We start from the raw sequence: 24,951 nt of genomic DNA, 5'->3' as shown, positions 1-24,951 counted from the left end.
CTTGTGGGGAGGGGTTAGGGGTGGGGGTACGTGCCGGGCAAACCTTCGGGAAGTTTCATATGCGATTGCCCTGCCCCTCGAGGGGGAGATCACGCACTCAGTTGCTCGCCGACAGCACCAGCACCGGCTTCTCGCTGTACAGCGCCGGGAACAGCTGCTTCAGGTTCGCCACCTTGGGCAGGTCGTTGTAGACGATGTAGGGATAGGTCGGGTTCAGCGTCAGAAAGTCCTGGTGGTAGTTCTCGGCCGGGTAGAAGGTCTTGCCGGTCTCGATCGTGGTGACGATCGGCGCCCCATACAGCTTGGCCTTGTCGAGCTGGGCGATGTAGCCCTGCGCGATCTTCTTCTGCGCATCGTTTTCGGCGAAGATCGTCGAGCGGTACTGGGTGCCGGAGTCCGGTCCCTGGTAGTTGAGCTGCGTCGGATTGTGGGCGACCGAGAAATAGACCTGCAGCAACTGGCCGTAGGTCACCTTCGAGGGATCATAGGTGATCTCGACGGATTCGGCGTGGCCGGTGCGGCCGGTGCCGACCGTCTCGTAGACGGCGTCATCCTTGGCGCCGCCGGTGTAGCCGGAGACGGCCTGGCTGACGCCCTTGACGTGCTGGAACACGCCCTGCACACCCCAGAAGCAGCCGCCGGCGAAGATCGCCTTCTCGCTGCCCGAGGCCGCCTTTTCGTCCAGCGCCGGCGGCGGGATCACCACGGCGTCTTCCGCCGAGACGGCCGGCGTCAGCCAGAAGGCGGCACCGGCGGCCGCCAAGGCGAGTGCGGCGAGCGCACTCCTGGCAAAGCCGGTCGAACGGGTCTTGATGTCGGTCATGGTTGCACTCCTCATGGCTTCCATTGGGTTCAGTCTATTGGATCAGGTACGTTGGCGCGATGCACGAGTTGCGGCAGAGCCTCACATTCGTGTGGCCGGGCGCATGTCCTCGCCATCCATGCCCTGGCTATTGACGGAAAAATTCCATCGTTTCGTCATCCACGGGCGGAGCAAGGAGCGCAGCGACGCGGCGCAGACCCGAGGATCCATGCCGGGACTCCAACGTGTCACCACGGTGCAGAATTCTGCTCCGCTGCACTCCTCGGCTAAGGTAACGGCATGGATCCCAGGGTCTCCGCGACGGAGCTTCGCTCCTGCTTCGCCCAGGGATGACGACGTTGGGGAGGCTCCGGCTAATCCCCAATGTCAGCGATGATCCATCGAAGAAGGACATCTTGCAGCCCGTCAAATCCTGTGTGACGCGCTACTAGTTGGCCGGTTTCATGGCATCCGCCGCGGGCTTCATCGCATCAGCGGCGGGCTTCATCGCATTGGTGGCCATCGGGTCGGCAGGCTTCATCGCGTCGGTCGCCGGCTTCATGGCATCGGCTGGCTTCATGGTGTCCGTGGCCGGTTTCATGGCGTCGGTCGCCATCGCATTGGCCGGCTTCATGGCATTGGTCGTGTCGTCGGCACGGGCGCCGGCGACGAAGACGGCGGCCGAAAGCGCGAAAGCGAGCGCTGGCAGGGTCAGGTACTTGGTCATGGGAGTCTCCTTGGGTTTGGCGCGCGGAAGCGGGCCGGGTGATGCGTTGCCGTGTTCCACGGCCCCGCGCGATAAAAGGATGATCAGTTGGTCGCGGCGGCCAGGATCGGCCCGCCGCCGGGCGATTGCACCAGCACGGCGGTGCTCAAGCCACCGGCCGCGGCGGGCAGCGCATAGGCGGTGGCGTCGCCGCTCCAGTTGCCGAGCTTTTCCAGAGCATGCACGACATTGGCATGAGGCAGTGTGCGGCCGGTGTTTTCGCCGCGCGCGACCGGCACCTGCACGACGCCCTTGGCGTAGCGCACCAGCCAGACATCGGCCTTGCCGCCTGGGGCGGCGCCGGCACCGATCGCGACCTTGCCGCCCTCGAGCGTCAGCGACGGGCCGCCGGTCTTGCCCGTTGCCTTGATCAGATGCTCGATCTCGCCTTGCGCGGCGCCGACAACATCGGCATGGCCGTTGACCACCACTTGCGGCGTGAACGGGCCGTCATGGCCGAGCGACGGTTCGTAGGAAACCTGGCGCTGGGTGAATTCCTGTTTGCCGAACGTGTCCTTCCAGCCGAGATAGTCCCAGTAGGTGACGTTGAAGGACAGCGCCAGCACGCCGGGCTGGTCCTTGACCTTGATGAGGTTGGCGTTGGCCGGCGGGCAGGACGAGCAGCCCTGGCTGGTGAACAGCTCGACCACGGTGAGCGGCTGGGCGGCGGCGGTACCGAGCGAGGCAGCGAGCGCAAGCGCGCCTAGGCCGGTCAGTACGGCGAACCTTGGGGCTGAGAATCTCGGCATCGGCTTGCTCCATGGGGGCGGCGCTTGGACGCGCCGGTCATTCCCCATTTCGCTTGCACCTACAGCTTCGTTACAGCGCTCACCGGTTTGTGATGAGGCGCGATCGTCCTTCGCCCGTGAGGGAGAAGGACGAGCAGGGTCGTTACTGCGTCAGCGCCGTCTCGGATGGCCGCTGGTTGAAGGCGCACTTGCCGGTGACATTGTAGAAGAAGTCGGCATTCGTATAATCCGCCGGAAGCGAGTTACCGCCGTCTTCCCAAGCCTGGTAGCTGGTCTCCGCGCAAGGCACGACGGAAAAGATGTCGATCAGCTTGCCCGAGGCAACCTCGGTCAAGGGCGTGGGTGTGGTGCCCAGATAGAGGTGGTTGGAGGTCGTGGTGTCGTTCGATTTGAACGTCGCCTTGTTGCCGCTCGTGACATCCATCTGCAGGGAGAGCTGGCCCATCTGGCTGACGTCGACGGCGGCGCCGGCGCCGTTGGCCGGCACGTTGGTGGTGGCGCAGGTGATCTGGAAATAGATCGTCTGTTTGCTGTTGCTGTCGTATTCGGGGGTCACTATCGCGCCCGTCGGCGGGTTGGTGAAATTGGATGTCGAGCCCACGGTGGTGCAGGTCTGCTTCTGGACCACGGTCGGCGTCGAACCATTGATAAGCGATATCGTCGTCGTGCCGTAGCCCTTCTGTTCCGTCATGGAATAGGACTTGCTCCCGACCTTGTACGAATAGGTGTAGGGCGCGTAGACGTAGCTGGCCGTCATCAGTTTCTGCGCCGTCGACCCGCCGAAATTCGTGCCGTAAAGCGTCACCGTCTTGTTCCAGTAGCCCGACACCTTGTCGACCTTGAACGTCGCCTGCACCAGGCTGGGCGCCTTGTTGACCCCCGATTTGACCGCGACCGGCACGCTGTCGATCCTGGCGATGGTCATGAAATTGGTCGGCATGGCGAAGCTGGCCGACGTCTGCGCCGCGACGGTGCCGTCGGAGGAAACGTTGAAGCTCACCAGCGTCGCGGCGCCCTGGCCGTTGTTGGCGGCGAAATTGTCCTGCAGCGCCTGCTGGCGGTCAGTCAGCGTCGTGGTCGTCGGCAGCGTGGTGATCGCCAGCGTCGCGGCATCCAGCGCGGCCTGCATGCCGGAGCGGGTCTGCACGGCATCGGTATAGTCGACAGAGAAGCCGACGGCGGTGATCAAGGGCACCAGGCTCAGGAAGAACAGCGGCATCATGGAGCCGCTGCGGGAACGGGCAAACCTGTCTGCAATTTTCTGCATTTCTTTACCCCCAAGGACATTAGTGGCCGTGCAGATACCACGCAGCCGGCAAACCAAGGTCTAACGGGATCGATCAAAGTTTATGCATTTGCGGTCGCCTGACCGATATTGTCGATTTTCCGGCGCCTCTCACCGCTTTGTGACCGCCGGGGCAGCCCTTGGGCGCCAAGCCTTGCCGCCGCTTGCCGCCCCTGCTAAAGCGCGCGCATGAGCACGCCCCTCGACCACATCCGCAATTTCTCCATCGTCGCCCATATCGACCATGGCAAATCCACGCTCGCCGACCGCCTGATCCAGCTGACCGGCGGGCTGGAGCTGCGCGACATGAAGGAGCAGGTGCTGGACTCGATGGACATCGAGCGCGAGCGCGGCATCACCATCAAGGCGCAGACGGTGCGGCTGAAATACCGCGCCAACAATGGCGAGGACTATATACTCAACCTCATCGACACGCCCGGACATGTCGATTTCGCCTATGAAGTGTCGCGGTCGCTGGCCGCCTGCGAGGGTTCGCTGCTGGTGGTCGACGCTTCGCAAGGGGTCGAGGCGCAGACGCTCGCCAATGTCTACCAGGCGATCGACAACAACCACGAGATCGTCGTGGTGCTGAACAAGGTCGACCTGCCGGCCGCCGAGCCCGAGCGCATCCGCGAGCAGGTCGAGGAGGTGATCGGCATCGACGCTTCCGGCGCCGTGCTGATCTCGGCCAAGACCGGGCTTGGCATTCCCGATGTGCTGGAAGCCATCGTCCACCAATTGCCGCCGCCGCGCGAGGGCGACGCCACCGCGCCGCTGAAGGCGATGCTGGTCGACAGCTGGTACGACGCCTATCTCGGCGTCATCGTGCTGGTGCGCATCATCGACGGCGTGCTGAAGAAGGGCCAGACCATCCGCATGATGGGCACCGGCGCCAAATACCTGGTCGAACGCACCGGCGTGTTCACGCCCGCCCGCATCAATGTCGACGAGCTCGGCCCCGGCGAGTTCGGCTTCTTCACCGGCTCGATCAAGGAAGTGGCCGACACACGCGTCGGCGACACCATCACCGAGGACAAGCGCCCCACCGCGCATGCCTTGCCCGGCTTCAAGCCGGCGCAGCCGGTGGTGTTCTGCGGCCTGTTCCCGGTCGACGCCGCCGATTTCGAGGATCTGCGCGCCGCCGTCGGCAAATTGCGCCTCAACGACGCTTCTTTCTCTTATGAGATGGAAACCTCGGCCGCTCTCGGCTTCGGCTATCGCTGCGGCTTCCTTGGTCTGCTGCACCTCGAAATCATCCAGGAGCGGCTGGAGCGCGAGTTCAACCTCGACCTGATCGCCACCGCGCCGAGCGTCGTCTACCGGCTGCTCCTCAATGACGGCTCGGTGAAGGAACTGCACAACCCGGCCGACATGCCCGACGTGGTGAAGATCTCGGCGATCGAGGAACCGTGGATCCGCGCCACCATATTGACGCCAGACGACTATCTCGGCGGCATCTTGAAACTCTGCCAGGACCGGCGCGGCATCCAGGCCGACCTCTCCTATGTCGGCAAGCGCGCCATGCTGACCTACGATCTGCCGCTCAACGAAGTCGTCTTCGACTTCTACGACCGGCTGAAGTCGATCTCCAAGGGCTACGCCTCGTTCGACTATCACCTGACCGACTATCGCGAGGGCGATCTGGTGAAGATGTCGATCCTGGTCAATGAGGAGCCGGTCGACGCGCTGTCCATGCTGGTGCACCGCACAGCGGCGGAAAAGCGCGGAAGGCAGATGTGCGAAAAGCTGAAGGAGCTGATCCCGCACCACCTGTTCAAGATCCCGATCCAGGCCGCCATCGGCGGCAAGGTCATCGCCCGCGAAACCATCTCGGCGCTGCGCAAGGACGTGACCGCGAAGTGCTACGGCGGCGACGTCTCGCGCAAGCGCAAGCTTCTGGACAAGCAGAAAGAAGGCAAGAAGCGGATGCGCCAGTTCGGCAAGGTGGATATCCCGCAGGAGGCGTTTATCCAGGCGCTGAAAATGGGGGATTGAGAGGGCGGTGGTGGCCCTCGCTCCAAGACGCCGCACGGTAGCGATTGGGTACATCGCCATCCAAGGCCAATTTGGGTGTTCGTTTGATCGAACGGTTCCCTAGAGGTTGGACTTCGGAAGAATTACTTCTTCCACCTCTCGGGAACCAAGAGGAGAAATCTGTACAGACTTATCCTTAGGATCGTACTCCAGCCACCGTTTCTTATGTGCCTTTTTTAAGACGTCTCGTCTGTAAACGGCGGCATTTGAATGCTCCAGAACTCTTACGAGTTCAGGCTCCGCAATTGGCGACGCTGAGGAATAAAGGATTACCAAGGTCTTCTGGAGCATTGTCAGACTTGTATCCAGCACACGCTTAACCTTACCAGTGTCCCAAATTAACGCAATTTCACGATCCGAGATTGTGTCGACAAACTGGGTAGCCGTCTCGGTCGACACCCCGTGAAAGACTCGAACGAGCTCCGAAACCACCCATTTTGATATCTGCAAGACGCAGACCGCATCCATGTGATTGGGATTTACGTCGCCTCCAACGTGTCCGACCCCTCGGTTATTGCGTATCTCGTACAGAGCAATCAGCATTCTGGGGATCTGAATGCGTATCGACCGACTAAATAGGCTGGGCGCTTGCTCTAATGCTCGACAGGAATCCGGGAAATTCTGAGGTTTTGTCGCAGAATGCGGGTACTGCCCATCTACATGGCCTCGCAGGATGCTGTACGCCACCTCGCACAATTTCCCTCCGTTGAGCTCAGATGGCTCCCATCGTCTCTCACGAAAATTTCTCTCGATCTCTCGATATTTTTCAAAGAGTTCATCGCTCAGAGAAGTTGGAATCGGACCGAGCGAAAGGAGCAACTTAGTCATTTGTTCGATTTCGTTGCCGGTAATTGATGTTCAATCAGGTTCTCTCCCGTTGTGGTAATCAATATGGCTTGGCTGTCAGCCGTATCGAGCCACCCCTCTGTTCCGGCTCTCTGCAAAGTATTTGGCACATCAGCCGGCACGGGCCATCCAACAGCCTTGAAATACGTATATACGTGATCAGTGGAAACTTTTTCAACACCTAAGATATCCCGAAAATAATATACCGCAACGACTGATTTTAGCATAGTATTTGTTGGCTGCTTTTCATTTGCAAAATCTGCAGCCGATGGCTTACCCTTTGGATGTAAGTCGATGTCCTTCAGCAACTTCGGCGTGGATTTGCTTCTTTTGGTTTTTCTCTTGCCGCTCTGACCCTTCAAATTCCCTTCGGGACTTGCGCCCTTACCGAAAGAATCGGGAAAATTGCCGGGCTGAAAAATTGCTCCTGTGGCTGCATATTTTGAATACGCCCAAGATAGTACGCGTACCTGCTCTTCAGGTTGCAACCTTACTAACGCCTCGTTGACAGCCTTTATTGCATCTATCTCAGAGTATTCTTCCATGGGCTCATTCCTCCTGGCCTAGCTTGTGCTCGACGTGATCTCGGGCAATGAACTTCAGAGCAAACTGCTGCGGTCCGTCTCGGACGACCCACTGGCTGTCCATCATTCTTGCAAGCAGCACATCAAGGGCCTTTGGGAGCTCACGAATGCCGGACAGCCGCAACAAGGAATAGATTTCATTGTAGCCAAAACCTCGGCGCCCCAATAGTTGCTCGCCTTTGTAAAGCGCGACAGCCACTTGATCGGGTTGTTCTGGTGGGCGTTTTGCTTCCATAAAGGCTCTGAGTTCGCGCTCTTGGCTTTCTGTAAGGCCCATATCAATCGGCTCAAAACTACCAATCCTACCAGCACGAGCCTGTGACCCACCGGAGCTCTTTCCACTTTTAGCTTTGGGACGATCCAAAGTAGATACGGACTGCCCAACAATCTTAGCCGCCGGGGTTGAGCTAGTATCTCGAACAGCGGGGGCGGCCGCCGGCATTTGCCCCAACAATTCCTTCGCCTTGTCCACCGTCTGATGAAACTCGCCGGCTGGCGCATCTATCTCAATAGTCCCGGTGGACAAGTCGATCTTTAGTGATATGCGGCCGGTCGATTCATTCTGATTCATGGAGATTCTCCCTTGCCATTCTCACGCAAACTTATGCCAAAAGCTTAGGCGTCGCAACTGCATGTTTCACCAGTGCTTTAGCGCGCGGGTGGAGCTCCATTGCAACACGATGGCAGCCAAGTCGATCCACTAGCCGAATATCGGAGTCACCCGAGATAGCTGCGGTGGCAATGAGGCGACCGCCACTTCATGACTGAGAACGTTACTTGGCGAGTTTTTGTTTAAATATCTCTAAGTAAAATATAGTATTATATGGCTATCTTCTTTAGCGGATCGACCGGTGGCTTGCTCAGATTTCGACGGCCGGACCGAATGCTCTTGAGACATGGGATTGGCGATCCTCCGTGCCGTTTGCCTGTGGCACATTGGCCAAATTGTCTAACATGCTCGTATACATATATTTTTTCGGTCTATGTGGTGATAACTGGTCTTTTCTGTCTGCCATTCGCTCTGCGGCTTACTCACCGGGGATAGCTGCGGCGGCAATGCGGCGATTCGAGACTTCTCGCTGAGATGGTCCGGTCATCAGTTTAGTTTTTTGATTTGTATCTGAACCGGCGACGACACGTAATAATAGCTGGGCTCTGGCCGTCGTTCGCTCATGCAGATTTCAACGGACGGTCCGAATGCCTTTGATGGAGAGGTTTGGTGGTTATTTCCTGCACTTTGACCACATCGCATCGCTCTTTATGGGCCTTACCAGCCGCCTTAAAGAGTAACGGGGGCCAAGACGTTCCAAGGTAAGAAGATTACGGGTGCAGTTGAATGCCGATTCGCTCGATCTTGTGGGCGCGGCTATTACTGGCTGGCGTTTCGCGTTGCCTCCGGGGATCACTCTTGAAAACGCTCCGCCTCAGCGTATCCCTGGGCTTGGGGACACCTCACATGCGCTCCACATCAGACACCGTCGCTCTCTCGGTCTCGCCATCGGCGGTGCCTTCGGCCTTGCCGGCACCTTCGTCGCCAGCGCGCCGCTGCGCGAAACGCTCTGGAAGATCGACGGTGTGGCGCTCGTCGTCGCCACCGCGCTGCTCACCATGAAGTACCAGCGGCTGGGCTATGACTGCGTCGCCGCTGCCCGCCGCTGGCTATCCGTTCCTGGTGCTGACTTTTATTGGGTGGATCTGGACGCTGGTGAGGGATGGGCGATGAGGGCGGCGGCGCGGCGCCGAAATCCGCGACAGGAGACGAGCGTCGGCGCTGCCCCTCATTGCCCTGCCGGGCATTTCTCCCCGTAAACGGGGCGAAAGAAGCTGGCCGCTTCGCCGCGCGCCCCTTCTGCAATGTTGGCGATTGGCGAAACCGGCGACAGCAGCCCCTTCGCCCCGTTTACGGGAGTTGAGGAGTGGTCCGCGAAGCGGACGAAAAGCCAACTGCTTGGCTTTTCGAACGACGAAGTGGCGGCAGCCAGATGAGGGAGGGCGCTGACTCCAGCAATAGTCCGCCCCAAGCATATCGTCCCGCATTGACATCAGGCACACACCAGCGTCATTGGGCGCGGGCCATTGGGGACTGTCCATGAAAAAATTCTATGCAAAGCCGACGCTGAACAAGCGCGAGAAGCTTTCGGCCGTGACGGCCGTCGCGTGTCCAGTGTCGGTCTGCCCGCACTAGAGCCATTCGCCGTTTCTCCGGAGTGGCAGACTTCCCGAATTCTTTGTTGCGCCTGCCGCCGTGGATGCGGCTCACCGCCGGCTGTCCATCCTGGTGCCGACTTTTGTTGGGTGGATCTGGACTTTGGTGAAGGATGGGCGGTGAGGCTGTTCACCCCCCCCCCCCGTCGAAATCCGCGCGACAGGAGACCTCTCAGAATAGCCCGCCCCTCGTCCTCCATCACGCATTCGTCATCAAACTGCGCGCCGACCCCACACTGCTCCCTCTCGACACCTCATCCACTTTCCGTCTCAATCTCCTCCCATGTCTACCCCCGTCGAAATCCGCAACAGCGGCTCCAGCAACACGTTCGCAATCATCGCGCCGTTTGTCGGCGCTGCTGTCGCCGGGGTGCTGGCGTTTCGGGCGCTTTCGTCCGACAGCGCGCGCGGGCCGGTGTTCCTGCTCATTGTGTTCGCCGTGGGCTGCCTCGGCTGGGGGCTGTTCAAGGCGAGCAGCGGGTTCGACAGCGGGGTTCAGGTGACGCTGGATTCCAGGGGCTTTCGCGACAAGCGCGCCGGCGATGTGCTGGTGCCCTGGGAGACGGTGCGCAGCGCCGGGCTGGTGCATGGCAACCATGGCGGGCCGACGCTGGTGAATTTCGAGCTGACGGGCAAGCTGCCCGAGGCGATCAAATATTCCAATGCCAATGCGCTCAACCTGATGCTGCCGGGGGGTGGCAATACGGTGCATATGGAGATGTCGTCGCTCGATATTTCGGAAGGCGACATGATGGCGGCGATCCGGAGGCTGGCGCCTCATGTGAAGGTTGGCCGGTAGAACTGGTTTGGGGTGCTTGAAGCTGGGGTTTGTGCTTCGAGGGGTGCTGTTGTCTTGGCTTTTGCCAATCACAAACGTTGCAGAAAAGCGCCGGCGTTGCGGCCAGCGTCTTTCTCCCCGTTCACGGCAGGGCAATCGCATATGAAACTTCCCGAAGGTTTGCCCGGCACGTACCCCCACCCCTAACCCCTCCCCACAAGGGGGAGGGAGAGTCGCGCCGGCGCTGAACTCGGCAAACTGTAGAAGTTCGACGCCAAAGCGTAGCGCGGCAGCGTTCCCTCCCCCTTGTGGGGAGGGTTAGGCGGGGGTTCCTCTTCGTAAAAACTCATATGCGATTGCCCTGCCGTTCACGGGGAGAAATGCCCGGCAGGGCAATGAGGGGCGGCGCCGACCTCGGCTAGGAGACCGTTAACACGTCACAGCAGAGGCCCGCCCGAGTTATCAAGACTCAATCCAAACCTTCTCAAAGTGCTGCTCCAGCGCCTGGTGCTGTTCGCAGCCCTCGACCCCCTTGCGGTAGGTCCGGTAGACCGAGCGCCAGTAGGGTTGGATGATGATGCCGCTCTCGCGCAGATTCTTCTCGATGCCGGCCATGATCTCCTTGCGGGCCTTGGCGTCGGGGGTGGCGAGCGCCTTGTCGAGGAGGTCGTCGAACTCCTTCGAGGCGTAGGCGCTTTCGTTCCAGGCGGCGCCCGATTTGTAGGCGAGCGCCAGCACCTGGACGCCCAGCGGCCGTCCCAGCCATTCGGTGCAGGAGAAGGGGTATTTGCTCCAGTCGTTCCAGAAGGTGGCGGCGGGCAGCACGGTGCGCTTGATCTTGAGGCCGGCCTCGCGCATCTGCGCCGAGATGGCGTCGGCGGTGCTCTTCTGCCATTCGACGTCGACCGAGATGAGTTCGTACTCATGGTCCGGCTTGCCGGATTCGGTCAGCAGCTTCTTCGCCGCCTCCACGTCGCGTTTCGCGGGGCCGATATCGGCATATTCGGGGTGCATGGGACCGACATGGTGGTTGTCGGCGGGTTTTCCCCTCCCGTCGAGGCCGAGCTTGAGCACCGCGGCATTGTCGACGGCGAGCTGGGCGGCGCGGCGCAGCTTGACGTCCTGATAGGGCGCGTTGCCGACATTGAAGCGGGCGACGATGGTGGAGCCGGTTGCGATCTCGGAATTCTTCAGCCCCATCTTGTCGGTCTGCGAGACGGCGTCGGAGGCGGTTTCATGGTCGGTGTCGATCTCGCCGGATTCGAAGGCCGACAGCATGGCGTTGGGGTCGGAGCCGTAGTCGATCCACTGGATGCCGTCGAGGTAGAAGTCGCCCTTCCACCACGGCTTGTCCTTGCGTTTCACTTCGGCGCTCGTTTCGGCGTCCCATTTCACCAGCTCGCAGGGGCCGGTGGTGATCGCCAGCGCCTTCATGGGGTCGCCGTCACCCTCATAAGAGCGGTGCATGATCAGCGCGGGATAGTCGGCCATGCCGGCGATGAGCGAAATGTCCGGCTTCGGCAGGTTGAGTTTTATCGTGTAGTCGTCGACCTTCTCGATGCCGCCGTCGACCATTTTCTTGGTGTCGGCATTGACCAGCGCGCCCATGCGCGCGGCGACCGAATTGCCGGCGACGCCAGCCTCGCACCAGCGGTTGAGGTTGTGGACGACATCATCGGCGTTGAAGGTGTCGCCGTTCGACCAGGTGATGCCCTTGCGCACATGCAGCGTGAGCGTTTTGGCGTCGTCGCTCATCTCCCATTTTTCGAGCAGCCAGGGCTCGAACGAGAAATCGGTGTTCCAGCGCACCAGATATTCGTTGCAGTGGCGGGCGACGTTGGACATTTCGACGCCGTCGAAGGTGCGCGGGTCCTTGAAACCCTTGACGTTCATGGCGACGCGCAAGGTGCCGCCCCTTTTGGGCTCGGCGGCGCGGGCAGGCATCGCGGCGATGCCGCCCAGGGCGAAGGCGCCGGCGGCGCTGACGCCGAGGCCGGCCATCAGCGCCAGATATTCGCGCCGGCTGATGCCGCCGGTTTTGAAATCGTCGGCGACGGGCCCGGCCCGCGGGTGCAGTTTGCGGTCGGTCAGCATGAATTTCATCGTCGTTCCCTCTTTTGTTGGGCGTCCCGACGAATCGCCAACGCGGGGGCGGCTGCGACCGCCGGGACGCCTTTGCCTGAAGGCGCGATGATAGGGCTGGGTGACGTCGGGGAGTGTTCGGGAATCCGCAGGAGTTGTGCGGTGCTCCGCAGGGGGGCGAGCCGCTCGCGACTTCGTCATCCACGGGCGGAGCAGCCGCGTAGCGGCGTCGCGGAGACCCGAGGATCCATGCCGCGACCTTGCCGACGGGCGCAGCGGAGCAGAATTCTGGACCGTGACCGCAGCTTCGGAGTCCCGGCATGGATCCTCGGGTCTGCGCCGCGTCGCTTCGCTCCTTGCTCCGCCCGTGGATGACGAAGTCGAGGGGAAGGCGCCCAACAAAAAACCCGGCGCGAGGCCGGGTTCTTCGTCAAATCCTATAAGCCCGAAATCAGCTGACCTGGACCTTCGAGGACGCGGCCTGGTCCTCGGCGATCTTCTGCTGGAACATCTGCGCGAAATCGATCGGGTCGAGCATCAGCGGCGGGAAGCCGCCATTGCGGGTCGCTTCGGCGATGATCTGGCGGGCGAAGGGGAACAGCAAGCGCGGGCATTCGATGAACAGGATCGGCAGCATGTGCTCCTGCGGGAAGCCCGAAATGGCGAAGACGCCGCCATAGACCAGCTCGACGTTGAACAGCACTTCCTGGTCGAAGGAAGCCTTGGCGTTCAGCGTCAGATTGACGTCGAACTGCTTGTCGGAGAGCGGGTTGGCGTTGACGTTGACGTTGATGGCGATGCCGGGCGCCTTGTCGCGGCCGCGCAGCGAGTTCGGCGCGCCGGGGCTCTCGAAGGACAGGTCCTTCACATACTGGGCCAGGACGTTGAGCGAAGGCTGCTGCCCCGCATTGCCGTTTCCGTTGGCGCCGACCGGCGCGTCATCATTGCTGGCCATGAGCCTTTTCCTTTTGCCTGGGCAGCGTTGCTGACCGAATTGAAATCGGGCGTTCGCTACCATGGCCGGCATGACAAGACAAGGTTTGCCACCTTGCTTCTCACCTCGTCATTCCAGGCCGAAGCAGCCGCGCAGCGGCGTCGCGGAGACCCTGGGATCCATGCCGCGACCGTGGCCAAGGAATACGGCGGCTCAATGCTCATAACGATGCGGCTGGGTGATCATCCTCCACCGCAGCGGTGCTGAGGTCGCGGCATGGATCGAAGCGTCGGATGGCCGACCTAGTCGTCCTTCAGGCGCCGCCATGGCGAATTGTGATCGGGACCGCGCTTGAAATCGTCCTCGCGCGAATAGTCGCCGTCGTCGAGGTCGATGACCTTGTCGCGCGGGCGGCCGCGAAAACCGCCGGCGGAGAAATCGGTGGCCACCACGATGCGGCCCTTGAAGCAGCTCCAGGCGAAGTCGCGCACCGGCGGCAGGAACAGCATCAGGCCGATAATGTCCGTGATGAAACCCGGGATGATCAAGAGGATCGCCGCCACCACGATCATGGCGCCATGCGCCAGCTGGCGGCTGGGATCATGGCCGGCATCCATCTCGGTGCGGATGCGGGTCATGACGCCGAAACCCTGGTGGCGGAGCAAAAGCACGCCGGCGATGCTCGAGGCCAGCACAAGGCCGACCGTCGCCAGCGCGCCGACCTCACGGCCGACGATGACGAAACCGGCGATTTCCAGCAGCGGGAGCGCGAGGAGGAAGAGGGGAAGCAGCGAAATGCGCAAGTCTTTACCGACCATTCGATTGTTTTGCCCGCTGGCGACCAATCGCCGCTGGCACGGAGGCTGTTAGATAGGTATGCCTGCCTTTGATTTGAATGATTGCACCTTGCGTTCTATATGCTTTGAATGTTGAACGCTATGCGACCGCGGCCTGTTGGCCGGATGGTCCGGCCTAGAGGCAGGGATTGATTGGCGGAAGATATGGGCTTCTTCGACTTCGGCACGATTTTCTTCCTGATCGCGGCGGTGGTGATCTTCTTCCAGCTGCGCAACGTGCTGGGCCGTCGGACCGGTAGCGAGCGGCCGCCCTTCGACCCCTACACGGCGGCGCGCACCGACAAGGACGCCACCCAGAAACCCGAGAATGTCGTTTCGCTGCCGCGCAAGCGGCTGCCGGGCGAACCGGCGCCGGCCGACGCCTATACGGCGATCGACGCCTTCGCCAAGCCCGACACCGATCTCAACAAGGGCCTGCGCACGATCAAGGACAATGATCCGTCCTTCGACCCGAAGGGCTTCGTCGACGGCGCCAAGATGGCCTATGAGATGATCGTCATGGCCTATGCCGACGGCGACCGCAAAACGCTGAAGAACCTTCTGTCGCGTGAAGTCTATGACGGTTTCGTCGCCGCGATAGGCGAACGCGAGGCCAAGTCGGAAAAGATCCAGTCCTCTTTCGTCGGCATCGACAAGGCCGATATCGTCTCGGCCGAGATGAAGGGCGGCGAGGCGCATGTGACGCTGCGCATCATCAGCGAGCTGATTTCGGCGACGCGCGACAAGGCGGGCGCGGTCATCGACGGCGATCCGGAAACCGTGGCCGAGGTCAAGGATGTCTGGACCTTCGCCCGCGACACGCGCTCGCGCGATCCGAACTGGAAGCTCGTCGCCACCGAAGAAGAAGACTGAGTCCCGATGCATGTCGCCCAAAAGTGCGAAGCGGTTTTGGGACAACGACTTGCATCAAAACCAAGCCTCGAAGCGCGTCGCATGACCCTTTTCGAACACGACGCGCTTTAAGGCGACGGGGCTCCGGTGTCGCTATCGCCTCTCTTCATCGAAAAATCCTTTGACGACCTGCCCGGCTGGGGCGACGACGACCACCTGCTGGCCTTCGAGGCTTTTCGCCGTTCCGCCTTCCATGCGCCGGTAAAACCCTATCGCAGCGGCGCGCTCGGCGTCGATTTCGGCGCCTTCGCGGCGGCTTATGTGGCGGCGCGCACCGCACCGCCCGTGAACCGGCCGGAGGCGCGGACTTTCTTCGAGCGCCATTTCGTGCCGATGCTGGTGCGGCCCGACACCGGCGCCGGCCTCGTCACCGGCTTCTACGAACCGCAAGTCGAGGCGTCGCCGGTGCGCACGGAGCGGTTTGCCGTGCCGCTGCTGTCGCGCCCGGCCGATCTCGTCGATGTCGACGACGCCAACCGGCCGCAGGGGATGGATGCCTATCTCGCCTTCGCACGCCGCACGGCGGACGGACCGGTCGAGTATTTCGACCGTGGCGCGATCGAGCGCGGGGCGCTTCAGGGCCAAGGGCTGGAAATCGCCTGGCTGGCCGACAAGGTCGACGCCTTCTTCATCCATGTGCAAGGCGCCGCACGGCTGGCGATGACCGATGGCCGGCTCCGCCGCGTCACCTACGCGGCCAAATCTGGCCAGCGTTTCACCGGGCCGGGCAAGATCCTGAGCGAACTGGGCGAAATCCCGCTGGCGCAAGTGACGATGCAGTCGATCCGCGCCTGGTTCAAGGCGCATCCCGGGCGCATCGACGAGATCCTGTGGCAGAACCGCTCCTACATCTTCTTCCGCGAAGCCGATGTCGAGGACGCGGCTCTCGGCCCGATCGCCGCCGCCAAGGTGCCGCTGACGCCGGGCCGTTCCGTCGCCGTCGACCGGCTGCTGCACACATTCGGCACGCCCTTCCACATCGACGCGCCGACGCTCACCGCCTTTGACAAGAGACCGTTCCGGCGGCTGATGATCGCGCAGGACACCGGCTCGGCCATCACCGGGCCGGCGCGGGGCGATCTCTTCGCCGGCTCCGGCGACGCGGCCGGCGAGATCGCCGGCGTGGTGCGCAACGCCGCCGATTTCTACGCGCTGGTGCCGCGCCCGCTGGTCGGGGGCGCCGGATGAGCAAGCGTCCGGACAAGCTCAGCGAGGATGACCGGGTGCTGTGGAACCTGGTGGCGCGCACGGCCAAGCCGCTGAAGGGCAGGGCGGCCGTCGACATTCCCGATATCGCGGCCGACGCCGTGCCGACATCGCCGCAAGCGGCGCAGCCCGCCGCCAATGCGCCGGGCGCGGCAAAGCCGAAGGCGCAGCATGTCACGCATCGCCTCGACGAGCCGACGCTGGACAAATTGTCGAAGGGCCGGCTGCCGATCGAGGGCCGCGTCGACCTGCATGGGATGACGCAGGACGAGGCCTATTCGCTGCTGTTCTCGTTCCTGCACCGGGCGCATGCCGGCGGCATCCGCTATGTCCTGGTCATCACCGGCAAGGGGTCGTCCTCCGGCGGCGACGGCGTGCTGCGGCGCGCCGTGCCGGCCTGGCTGTCGACGCCGGCATTCCGGCCGCTGGTCTCCAGCCACGACCATGCCGCCCGCAACCATGGCGGCTCGGGCGCGCTCTACATCCGGCTGCGGCGGGTGCGCTCATGAAAGCTGAAGCCGTGAGGCCGAGCGCATGACACCGTTCGGCGAGCGGCTGCGGGCGCTTCGCGCCGAGCGCGGCGTCACCCAGAAGGACATGGCGGCGGCGATCGGCATCAGCGCCGCCTATCTGTCGGCGCTCGAGCATGGCAGGCGCGGCGCGCCGACCTGGACGCTGATCCAGAAGATCATCGGCTATTTCAACATCATCTGGGACGACGCCGAGGAGCTGGCGCGGCTGGCCGAAGCCTCGCATCCGCGCGTGAAGCTCAACACGTCGGGTCTCAACCCCGCCGCCACCGAGCTCGCCAATCTTCTGGCCGAGAACATCGAAAAGCTCGACGAAGCGGAGCTGCGCCGCATCACCGCCTCGATCCGCGCGGCGCTGGGCCGGCTGAAGTAACCGGTTTTATCCGGATTCCGCGACGGCCGGGCGGCCGCTTGGTCGCAAAACAGTGCCCGCCGGCATTGGCCAGCGGGCAGCTGTGGCGAGATCAGTTCTTGCCGGCCGTGCTGCCGTTGGGGTTGCCGCCGTTGGTGCCCGGGCGGTCATGGTCGCCACGGCCACTGTTTCCACCACCCAGGCAGTCCGACGCGCCGGCAGTGCCACAACAGCGGCCGGCCCAGAGGTCATTGAGGTTGGTATGGGCGCAGCTGACCGTCTGGTCGGCCATCGCGGATCCGCCCAGGGCCGATACGGCGGCGACGGCGAGAAGGGTGTTTCGCAGAAAAGCAGTCATTTGAAGTCTCCATGATTGGGTTTCGTCATTCACGGCTGTGTGTCGCCGGGCGAACGAAAATGGTTCACGGAGAGATGGAGAAAATTTTCGGGAGAGATGCGCGAGGTGCGTTCGCGACGCCTCGCAACGGAGCGGGCAGCGGAGATCTACGAGATCGGCGGAGCCTCCTCACTTTCGTCATCCACGGGCGTAGCGGGAGCGAAGCGGACGCGCAGACCCGAGGATCCATGCCGGGACCTGCGAGCGCCGCAACAGTGAAGAATGTAGCGATGCTCGGATGAAGATGGCCGGCGCCTCTTTCTGCGCCGCTGTGTTCTATGTTGGCGTCACGGCATGGATCCTAGGGTCTGCGCGCGTCGCTGCGCTCCTTGCTCCGCCCTAGGATAACGAAGCGCTGGGGGTGGCGCTGCCCTAATCGAGCCGCGGCCCAACCCTTACTCGACCGATCCCACCAGGACCTGCTGGCCGCCGCGGATCGAGACCCAGCGGCCTGTGTTGTCGATCGCCTGCCGCTTGAGGAAGCGGTAGCCGGTCTGGTCCCAGGCCCTGACCTTGTCGGTCAGGTTGTCGAGCACGTAGTCGCCCTTGTCGGTGCGCACGGTCAGCACCGAATGCCCCTCACCATCGGGCTTGCGCACCACGGTGATGAGAAGATCGGCAAGCGAGATGCCCGAGCGGGACAGCTGGCGCCGCTTTTCCAGAACATAGTCCTCGCAGTCGCCGACGCCCTTGTCGGGATAGGCCCAGACCTCGTCCTTGCCGTATATGTCCATGTCGCTCATCGGCTTGACGGCGGCGTTGACCCTGGCGGTGACATTGATGAGCTTGCGCATCAGCCCGTCGGTCATCCTGGCCGGTGCCAGATTGCTCGGACGGATCGAGCATTCGCCGGGGTGCAGCTTGCAGAAATCATAGTGGCCGATCGGCTGCGAGGTGATGCCCCCGGTCGCCATCGCTCCGGCAGCCAAAGCCGGTGCCATCCAGCCTCCCGTGGCTGCCAGACCGGCCGCAGCCACGCACACGCGCAGCCTTCTCGCCATTGTTGAGGAATTCATTGTCCCCGCTCACCCTGTTGTTAACGAAACGTTAAGGGCGATTGACAGTCCGTGTCAATTACGAGGACAGGCTGATTTGCAGCATGGTTACCCGCGGGGAGGGACAGCGGCACTTGTGCAACAGAATCGGCCCTGAAGCCGATTTTGTCGCGGAATTGCCTATCGCTTGGCGGTGCGGACCAGCTTCGGCTTCACCGCGACGCGGTTCTGGCGGCCATAGCTGGTGATGAAGTCGACGATGCGCGGCACGATCTCGGAGCGGAAGCGCGAGCCATTGAAGACGCCGTAATGGCCAACCGCCGGCTGCATGTAATGGGCCTTCTTGTCGGCCGGAATGTTGACGCACAGATCCTGCGCCGCCTTGGTCTGGCCGAGACCCGATATGTCGTCATTCTCGCCCTCGACCGTGAACAGGGCGACGTTGCGGATGACCGACGGGTCGATACGGGTGCCGCGATGCGTCATCTCGCCCTTGGGCAGGGCATGGCGAACGAAGACGGTATCGACGGTCTGCAAATAGAACTCCGCCGTCAGGTCCATGACCGCCAGATATTCGTCATAGAAGTCGCGGTGCTTCTCGGCGTTGTCGCCATCGTGCTTCACAAGGTGCATGAAGAAGTCCTTGTGGGCGATGATGTGGCGGTCGAGGTTCATGCTCATGAAGCCCGACAGCTGCAGGAAGCCCGGATAGACCTCGCGGCCGAAGCCCGGCACCGGCCACGGCGCGCGCATGACGACATTGTCGCGGAACCAGTCGATGCCCTTTTCCTCGGCCAGGAGATTGACCGCGGTCGGGTTGCGGCGGGTGTCGATCGGCCCGCCCATCAGGGTCATGGTCGAGGGCACGAAGGGATCGCCCTTCGCCTCCATCAGCGCCACCGCCGCCAGAACCGGCACGGAAGGCTGGCACACCGCCATCACATGGGTGTCAGGCCCCAGCGCATGGAACATGTCGACGATGTAATCGATATAGTCGTCGAGATCGAAACTGCCGTCGGCCATCGGCACCATGCGGGCATCGACCCAGTCGGTGATGTGGACATCGGCGTAGGGCAGCATGGCTTCCACCGTGCCGCGCAGCAGCGTGGCATAATGGCCCGACATCGGCGCCACGATCAGAAGCTTCGGATCCGGCTTGCGGCCGGCGGGCACCGCGCGTTCGAAGCGGACGAGATTGCAGAACGGCTTCGACCAGACGGTCTTTTCGGTGACCTCGACGCTCTTCCAGTCGACGACGGTCTTGTCGAGGCCGAAGGCCGGCTTGCCATAGCGGCGCGTGGTGCGTTCGAACAGTTCGGCACCCGCGGCGACCGAACGGCCCCAGGGCGTGTGCGAAATCGGATTGAGCGGGTTGGAGTAGAACATCCGCACCGCGTCGGCATAGAGCCGGGCCGGCTGCAGCGCCGCATGGTTCAATTCATAGAGCTGATAGAACATCGACAACCCCGCTGCTGCCTGCGACCGAAGGGACGACGAGCAGCGCCGAGCCTCAAATGTCTCGCGGCGAAGTTAACAACTAATTGCTGCGATGCAATACGTCACGTGGCGTGACCAATGGTTCTTTCGTCCAAAGGCTTGCAAATCCGCCCGGAATGGCGGAGCCGGCTCAGTGTGCGCTGCCGAAATGTGTAGGAAATATGTCGGGCAGCCGGACACCCGACCATGATCCCGAAAACTGGTTTGGGTTTTCGAAGGAGATCATGGTCCGGGGATAATCACATCAAACGCGTGCCATGCAGACCGAGGTGTGGCCGGAACCGATGAAGCCGAGCTGGCCGGCGGCGCCCTTCGACAGGTCGAGCACGCGTCCGCGAATGAACGGGCCGCGATCATTGATGCGCACGATGACGCTTTTACCATTGTTCTGGTTGGTAACCCGCAATTTGGTGCCGAATGGCAAGGTGCGGTGGGCGGCGGTCATCGCCGACGGGTTCATGCGCTCGCCCGATGCGGTTTTCGAGTGCAGCGCGTACCAGGAGGCGCGGCCGCACTGGCCGGCGGCGGCGGTCGCCGAAGTGGCGGAAGCGCCGACCATCAGGCCAGCAGCGATCGTTACCGCGACAAGCGCGGTCTGGTTTAGGTTCTTCATCTTTAAGGGGTGGCTCCGTTTTTGACAGACCCCAGCCGTTAGGTGCCGAATAAGGCAGGAAATGCGGCAGTGATCTGTCAGTTCCGTGGCGAGATCACACGTTTGGAGTCACCAGGTAACAGTCTGTCAGGGATATTCCGGCGCAATTTGATCCATTTTCGATGATCTCCGGGCCGATATCCGAGATCGTTTTGACAAGATACCGGATTAATATCCAAGTAGATTCCGAGGTGATTGTGCCACTTCCTTTGGCTCTTTCATCACGGTCACGACACGGCCAACGATCGACTTGAAAAGCGAGATCCGTCAATGAGACTGACCAAAAATCTGCTGGCCTTGATTGTGCTGGCCATCGGTGCGCTGTGGTTGCTGCAAGGCATCGGCGTGGTCGGCGGCAGCTTCATGACCGGCCAGCCGCAATGGTTCTATATCGGCATCGTGACTATGCTGGTCGGCCTGGCCGGGCTGGTGTGGGCGAACCGGTAGGGGGTGTCGCTAGACGAGCGTGGGCGCGCCCCGCTGTCCCGCCGACGTCTCAGGGTTCGTCTTGCCCCAAGCCCTAACCGAACAGCCGGTCCAATATCGTGCCCTCAAGCCGGGCGAGCTCGGCGGAACCGCGCCGGCGCGGCCTTTCCACCGGCACATCCAGATCGAGCGCGATCTTGCCGGCGCTGATCACGACCACCCGGTCGGCGAGCGCGACCGCTTCGGCGACATCGTGCGTGACCAGCACGGCGGTGAATTTCTGGGCGAGCCAGATGCGCTCCAGCAATTGCTGCATCTCGATGCGGGTCAGCGCGTCGAGCGCGCCGAGCGGCTCGTCGAGCGCCAGGATCTGCGGGTGGCCGACCAGCGCGCGTGCCAGCGCCACGCGCTGCTTCTGGCCGCCGGACAGCACCGAGGGCCATTCGTCAGCACGATCGGCGAGGCCAACCTCGGAGAGGATATCGAGAGCGCGCTGTGTTGCGTCCGCGCCGGAAGCGATGCCGGTCAGCCCGACCTCGACATTTTTCACCACGCTGGCCCAGGGCAGCAGACGCGGCTCCTGGAACATGAACCGGGTGCGGCTGTGGCCCTCTTCCCCGGCGCCCAGCGTCAGCGATCCCGATGTCGGCCGGTCGAGCCCCGCCAGCAACCGGAGCAGCGTGCTCTTGCCGCAGCCGCTCTTACCGATGACGGCGACGAACTGCCCGGCCGGCACCTCGAGATCGATGCCGTCGAGCACGATCTTGTCGCCAAAGCGCTTTCCCACGCCCTTGAAGGCGAAGGCGCGCCGTCCTTCGACCGCTATGGCCGGGCGCGCCGGCGCCGGCGTGGCGATGAAGGATCGGGCGGCGGTCAGGCTGGCAGCGGTCATCGACAGCATCTCATCCGTTCTGGAAAGCCGGATGCCAGCCGAGCGACAGCCGCTCGAGCAGGCGGGCGAAGCTGTCGGCGAGCTTGCCGAGCAGCGCGTAGATCAGGATCGACAGCACGACGACATCGATCAGCAGGAATTCGCGCGCCTGCATGGCCATGTAGCCGAGGCCGGAACTGGCCGAGATGGTTTCGGCGACGATCAGTGTCAGCCACATGATGCCCAGGGCATAACGCAGGCCGACGAAGATCGCCGGCAGCGCGCCGGGCAGGATAACGCGAAAGAACAGCGCGCGCCGGTCCATGCCGTAGACGCGGCCCATCTCGACCAGCTGCGGGTCGACGCTCTGGATGCCGAGCAGCGTGTTGACGTAGATCGGAAAGAACACGCCAAGCGCCACCAGGAACAGTTTTGCCTCCTCGTCGATGCCGAACCACAGGATGACGAGCGGGATCAGCGCCAGATGCGGAATGTTGCGGATCATCTGCAGCGTGGTGTCGGTCAGGCCGCGGCTGAGCCGCGACAGGCCGTTGGCAAGGCCAAGCGCGAATCCGATCGAGCCGCCGATGGCAAAGCCGCCAAGAGCGCGTGCCGTGGAAACACCGATGTTGCGGATCAGCTCACCCGACAGCGTCAGCCGCCAGAAAGCCTCGGCAACGGCGCTTGGCGCCGGCAGCACATTGGCCGGCATGACGCCCGCGCGCGACGCGGCTTCCCAGCCGGCAATCACCAGAACCGGCAACACCCAGCCGATGGCGTTTGCGTGGAGGCGCGCGGAAAAGCTCATGAAGAGGCCTGCAAGCGGGCGGCACCATGGAAGCCGACCGAGAATTCATTGGCGATGTCCTGGTGCGCCCGCTGCCGCCTGGTGCCAAGCCCAAGGCGTGGGAACAGAAGCTCGGCGACGCGGTAGGCTTCTTCCAGATGCGGATAACCGGAGCCGATGATGGTATCGATGCCGATCGCCTGGTATTCGCGGATCCGCTCGGCGACCTGCCCGGGCGTGCCGACCAGCGCGGTGCCGGCGCCGCCGCGCACCAGGCCGACGCCTGCCCACAGATTGGGCGAGACGACCAGCTTGTCGCGACGGCCGCCATGCAGCTCGGCCATGCGCCGCTGGCCGACCGAGTCCATCTGGTTGAGGAAACGCGCCTGCGCATTCTCGATCTGGGCGTCGGTGACGTGGCTGATCAGCCGCTCGGCGGCGCGCCAGGCCTCGTCCTCGGTTTCGCGCACGATGAAATGCAGCCGGATGCCGAAACGCAGTTTTCTGCCACGCAGGGCTGCCTTTTTGCGCGCAGAAGCGAGCTTCTCGGCCACCTGTGCCGGCGGCTCGCCCCAGGTCAGGTACATGTCGACGAGGTCGGCGGCGAGATCCTGGCCGGCGTCGGACGAGCCGCCGAAATAGAGCGGCGGCCGTTCCTGCAACGGCAAAAGGTCGAGGCGGCCATTCTCGACGCGGTAATATTTGCCGTCGAAATTGACGCGCTCGCCGGATACCAGGCCGCGCCAGATGGTGAGGAATTCCTGCGCCTGGGCGTAGCGCTCGTCATGCGGCAGGAAGACGCCGTCGCCGGCGAGCTCGGTCGGATTGCCGCCGACCACCACATTGAGCAACAGCCGGCCATTGCTCAGCCGATCGAGTGCCGCGGTCTGGCGCGCGGCGAAGGTCGGCAGCGTCACACCGGGCCGCAGCGCGACCAGGAATTTGAGTTTTTCGGTGAGCGTCGCAAGTCCTGTCGCGGTGATCCAGGAATCCTCGCAATTCTGACCGGTCGGCAGCAGCACGCCGGGAAAGCCGAGCCGGTCGACCGCCTGCGCGATCTCCTTGAAATACCCGAACTCCGGCGGCCGCTGCTGTTGCTCGGAACCAAGATAGGAACCGTCGCCATGGGTCGGGATGAACCAGAAGAAATCGAGCGGCGCGGTGCCGGCCGGTGTGGTCATGTCTGGCGCAGTCACGGGCGGATCTCCTGGAGATATCGGCGGAAACGACAAAGGCGCCGGACGTTCCCGCCCGGCGCCGTGCGAGAAAATCAGTTGCCCGGCGCGGTCCACACCGCGTCGGAGATCCGAACCGCCTTCGGGATCAGGCCGAGCTTGTAGAAGCGGTCGGCTGTCGCCTGCTGGCCGGCGGTGATCTCGTCGGTGATCGGAAAGATGCCGAATTTGGTGCGGTTGGCGGCAATCGTCTGTGCGTCGAGCGGCACGCCGGTCACCTCATGCAGCGCCTCGGCCACCTTGTCGCGGTTCTGGTCCGCCCATTTCGCCGCCTCGCCGAGAGCGGCGATCGTCGTGGTGATGATCTCGGGATGCGCCTTGGCGAAATCCTTGTTGGCGAGGAAATAGGTGTTGACCTTGAGCACTTCGCTGGAGCGGGCCAGAACACGCGGCTGATAACGCGTTTCGGCGATTGCGAAGAAGGGATCCCAGACCGCCCAGGCATCGATCTGGTCGCTGGCGAAGGCGGCGGCGGCATCGGCGGGGCTGAGATAGACCGGCGTGACCTGATCGAAGGGGATGCCTGCCTTTTCCAGCGCGGCGACCAGCAGATTATGCGCACTGGTGCCCTTGCCGACGCCGACGCGCTTGCCCTTAAGGTCGGCGACCGACTGGACCGGCGACGCCGGCTTGACGAAGATCGCCTCGCCGTCGCCATTGGACGGCAGTGCCGCCGCGTAGACAATGTTGGCGCCCGCCGACTGGCCGAAGATCGGCGGCGCGTCGCCGGTCCAGCCGGCGTCGATGGCGCCGACATTGAGCGCCTCGACCAGTGGCGGGCCAGCGGTGAATTCGACCCATTTGACGGTGACGCCCTTGTCGCCCAGCGCCTTTTCGATGACCTGCTGCTGCCGGGCGATCACCGGCAGGCCGGTTTTCTGATAGCCGATGCTGAACTGCTTCAGCTCCTGCGCCGCGGCGCCGAACGACAGGATGACCGTCGCGGCCACAAGGCCGATGCCGAAAGCGCGCCTCGTCAAATTGAACATGATCCCTCTCCTTCGTTGCGGATCGGCGCCGGGACCATGTCCTCGCCGGTTGGAAGAGAGATCAGGCTAGGTAGTTCTATAAATTTAGTAGAGGAACGATTTTGCGAGATGAGGTTGGAGGGCGGAATGGTTTTTCAGCCGCTTGGTCAAGCGGCGGCGGCCGTTGCTAGTCTCTTTCTCCCCGTTCACGGGGAGAAATGC

Annotated in this window: 25 protein-coding genes; 8 read left to right on the top strand and 17 right to left on the bottom strand. The window is 62.8% G+C overall.

Features of this window, described 5'->3' with window-relative positions; translation table 11 throughout:
* Positions 1-97: 97 nt before the first annotated feature.
* The 4 genes from msrA to FJ977_RS32585 form a co-directional block, all read right to left on the bottom strand.
* Complete coding sequence (gene msrA, locus FJ977_RS32605) at positions 98-823, bottom strand: peptide-methionine (S)-S-oxide reductase MsrA (protein ID WP_140776422.1); 726 nt, start codon at positions 821-823, stop codon at positions 98-100.
* Positions 824-1,250: 427 nt separating this feature from the next.
* Positions 1,251-1,529: a hypothetical protein gene (locus FJ977_RS32595; protein ID WP_140776418.1), complete on the bottom strand. Its 279-nt coding sequence runs from the start codon at positions 1,527-1,529 to the stop codon at positions 1,251-1,253.
* Between the two features lie 83 nt (positions 1,530-1,612).
* The gene (locus FJ977_RS32590) at positions 1,613-2,317 is read right to left on the bottom strand and encodes a DUF1223 domain-containing protein (protein ID WP_140776416.1); all 705 of its coding nucleotides are present in this window, start codon (positions 2,315-2,317) and stop codon (positions 1,613-1,615) included.
* Positions 2,318-2,459: 142 nt separating this feature from the next.
* Positions 2,460-3,584 (bottom strand): TadE/TadG family type IV pilus assembly protein, encoded by a 1,125-nt coding sequence (locus FJ977_RS32585; protein ID WP_140776414.1) that lies wholly within the window; start codon positions 3,582-3,584, stop codon positions 2,460-2,462.
* A gap of 207 nt (positions 3,585-3,791) precedes the next feature.
* On the opposite strand from FJ977_RS32585, the gene lepA reads away from it, so the two are divergent.
* A complete protein-coding gene (lepA, locus tag FJ977_RS32580; protein WP_056574126.1) occupies positions 3,792-5,597 on the top strand; it encodes a translation elongation factor 4 in 1,806 nt (601 codons plus the stop codon).
* A gap of 863 nt (positions 5,598-6,460) precedes the next feature.
* On the opposite strand, the gene FJ977_RS32570 is transcribed toward lepA, so the two are convergent.
* Positions 6,461-7,027: a hypothetical protein gene (locus FJ977_RS32570; RefSeq protein ID WP_140776410.1), complete on the bottom strand. Its 567-nt coding sequence runs from the start codon at positions 7,025-7,027 to the stop codon at positions 6,461-6,463.
* Between the two features lie 4 nt (positions 7,028-7,031).
* The gene (locus FJ977_RS32565) at positions 7,032-7,637 is read right to left on the bottom strand and encodes a hypothetical protein (RefSeq protein ID WP_140776408.1); all 606 of its coding nucleotides are present in this window, start codon (positions 7,635-7,637) and stop codon (positions 7,032-7,034) included.
* Positions 7,638-8,392: 755 nt separating this feature from the next.
* On the opposite strand from FJ977_RS32565, the gene FJ977_RS36470 reads away from it, so the two are divergent.
* Together FJ977_RS36470 and FJ977_RS32550 are read left to right on the top strand one after the other, a co-directional pair.
* Entirely contained in the window at positions 8,393-8,875 is a 483-nt protein-coding gene (locus FJ977_RS36470; RefSeq protein WP_246683386.1) for a hypothetical protein, read from the top strand.
* Between the two features lie 679 nt (positions 8,876-9,554).
* Complete coding sequence (locus FJ977_RS32550) at positions 9,555-10,070, top strand: hypothetical protein (protein ID WP_140776404.1); 516 nt, start codon at positions 9,555-9,557, stop codon at positions 10,068-10,070.
* Between the two features lie 441 nt (positions 10,071-10,511).
* On the opposite strand, the gene FJ977_RS32545 is transcribed toward FJ977_RS32550, so the two are convergent.
* The 3 genes from FJ977_RS32545 to FJ977_RS32535 form a co-directional block, all read right to left on the bottom strand.
* The gene (locus tag FJ977_RS32545) at positions 10,512-12,152 is read right to left on the bottom strand and encodes an ABC transporter substrate-binding protein (protein ID WP_140776402.1); all 1,641 of its coding nucleotides are present in this window, start codon (positions 12,150-12,152) and stop codon (positions 10,512-10,514) included.
* 430 nt (positions 12,153-12,582) lie between these two features.
* Entirely contained in the window at positions 12,583-13,086 is a 504-nt protein-coding gene (gene secB / locus FJ977_RS32540; RefSeq protein ID WP_140776400.1) for a protein-export chaperone SecB, read from the bottom strand.
* A 281-nt stretch (positions 13,087-13,367) separates the two neighbouring features.
* Positions 13,368-13,868 carry an FxsA family protein gene (locus FJ977_RS32535; protein ID WP_140776456.1) on the bottom strand — a complete coding sequence of 167 codons (501 nt, stop codon included), beginning with the start codon at positions 13,866-13,868 and terminating at the stop codon, positions 13,368-13,370.
* Positions 13,869-14,066: 198 nt separating this feature from the next.
* Between FJ977_RS32535 and FJ977_RS32530 the strand changes: the two genes are divergently transcribed.
* The 4 genes from FJ977_RS32530 (at position 14,067) to FJ977_RS32515 (ending at position 16,922) form a co-directional block, all read left to right on the top strand.
* Positions 14,067-14,774 carry a Tim44/TimA family putative adaptor protein gene (locus FJ977_RS32530; protein WP_140776454.1) on the top strand — a complete coding sequence of 236 codons (708 nt, stop codon included), beginning with the start codon at positions 14,067-14,069 and terminating at the stop codon, positions 14,772-14,774.
* A 126-nt stretch (positions 14,775-14,900) separates the two neighbouring features.
* A complete protein-coding gene (locus FJ977_RS32525; RefSeq protein ID WP_140776398.1) occupies positions 14,901-16,001 on the top strand; it encodes a murein transglycosylase A in 1,101 nt (366 codons plus the stop codon).
* Positions 15,998-16,528 (top strand): Smr/MutS family protein, encoded by a 531-nt coding sequence (locus FJ977_RS32520; RefSeq protein ID WP_140776396.1) that lies wholly within the window; start codon positions 15,998-16,000, stop codon positions 16,526-16,528. Before FJ977_RS32525 ends, FJ977_RS32520 begins: the two co-directional genes overlap by 4 nt.
* A gap of 25 nt (positions 16,529-16,553) precedes the next feature.
* Positions 16,554-16,922 (top strand): helix-turn-helix transcriptional regulator, encoded by a 369-nt coding sequence (locus FJ977_RS32515; RefSeq protein WP_140776394.1) that lies wholly within the window; start codon positions 16,554-16,556, stop codon positions 16,920-16,922.
* Between the two features lie 91 nt (positions 16,923-17,013).
* Here FJ977_RS32515 and FJ977_RS32510 read toward each other — a convergent pair whose 3' ends face one another.
* The 4 genes from FJ977_RS32510 to FJ977_RS32495 form a co-directional block, all read right to left on the bottom strand.
* A complete protein-coding gene (locus tag FJ977_RS32510) occupies positions 17,014-17,259 on the bottom strand; it encodes a hypothetical protein (RefSeq protein ID WP_140776392.1) in 246 nt (81 codons plus the stop codon).
* 434 nt (positions 17,260-17,693) lie between these two features.
* Positions 17,694-18,314: a transglutaminase-like cysteine peptidase gene (locus FJ977_RS32505; protein ID WP_140776390.1), complete on the bottom strand. Its 621-nt coding sequence runs from the start codon at positions 18,312-18,314 to the stop codon at positions 17,694-17,696.
* Between the two features lie 159 nt (positions 18,315-18,473).
* Positions 18,474-19,751 carry a polyhydroxyalkanoate depolymerase gene (locus FJ977_RS32500; protein ID WP_140776388.1) on the bottom strand — a complete coding sequence of 426 codons (1,278 nt, stop codon included), beginning with the start codon at positions 19,749-19,751 and terminating at the stop codon, positions 18,474-18,476.
* 283 nt (positions 19,752-20,034) lie between these two features.
* Positions 20,035-20,403, bottom strand: a complete 369-nt coding sequence (locus tag FJ977_RS32495) for a septal ring lytic transglycosylase RlpA family protein (protein ID WP_056574162.1) — start codon at positions 20,401-20,403, stop codon at positions 20,035-20,037.
* A gap of 309 nt (positions 20,404-20,712) precedes the next feature.
* Here FJ977_RS32495 and FJ977_RS36020 point away from each other — a divergent pair, with 309 nt between their 5' ends.
* Positions 20,713-20,889, top strand: a complete 177-nt coding sequence (locus FJ977_RS36020; protein WP_181180134.1) for a hypothetical protein — start codon at positions 20,713-20,715, stop codon at positions 20,887-20,889.
* 73 nt (positions 20,890-20,962) lie between these two features.
* On the opposite strand, the gene FJ977_RS32485 is transcribed toward FJ977_RS36020, so the two are convergent.
* The 4 genes from FJ977_RS32485 to FJ977_RS32470 form a co-directional block, all read right to left on the bottom strand.
* Positions 20,963-21,760, bottom strand: coding sequence for an ATP-binding cassette domain-containing protein (locus FJ977_RS32485; protein WP_140776386.1), 798 nt, complete (start codon positions 21,758-21,760; stop codon positions 20,963-20,965).
* Between the two features lie 10 nt (positions 21,761-21,770).
* Complete coding sequence (locus tag FJ977_RS32480) at positions 21,771-22,547, bottom strand: ABC transporter permease subunit (protein WP_140776384.1); 777 nt, start codon at positions 22,545-22,547, stop codon at positions 21,771-21,773.
* On the bottom strand, positions 22,544-23,707 hold the full coding sequence (gene ssuD, locus FJ977_RS32475; protein ID WP_181180139.1) for an FMNH2-dependent alkanesulfonate monooxygenase: 1,164 nt from the start codon (positions 23,705-23,707) through the stop codon (positions 22,544-22,546). The genes FJ977_RS32480 and ssuD overlap by 4 nt, the downstream gene beginning before the upstream one ends.
* Positions 23,708-23,796: 89 nt before the next feature.
* Positions 23,797-24,750: a sulfonate ABC transporter substrate-binding protein gene (locus FJ977_RS32470; RefSeq protein ID WP_140776380.1), complete on the bottom strand. Its 954-nt coding sequence runs from the start codon at positions 24,748-24,750 to the stop codon at positions 23,797-23,799.
* Positions 24,751-24,951: the final 201 nt, after the last annotated feature.

This window comes from Mesorhizobium sp. B2-1-3A (assembly GCF_006442655.1).
In the GTDB taxonomy this organism is placed as follows: Bacteria; Pseudomonadota; Alphaproteobacteria; order Rhizobiales; family Rhizobiaceae; genus Mesorhizobium.
The sequence above is the reverse complement of the archived record's forward strand: the minus strand, read 5'-3'. Positions and strand labels throughout refer to the sequence as shown.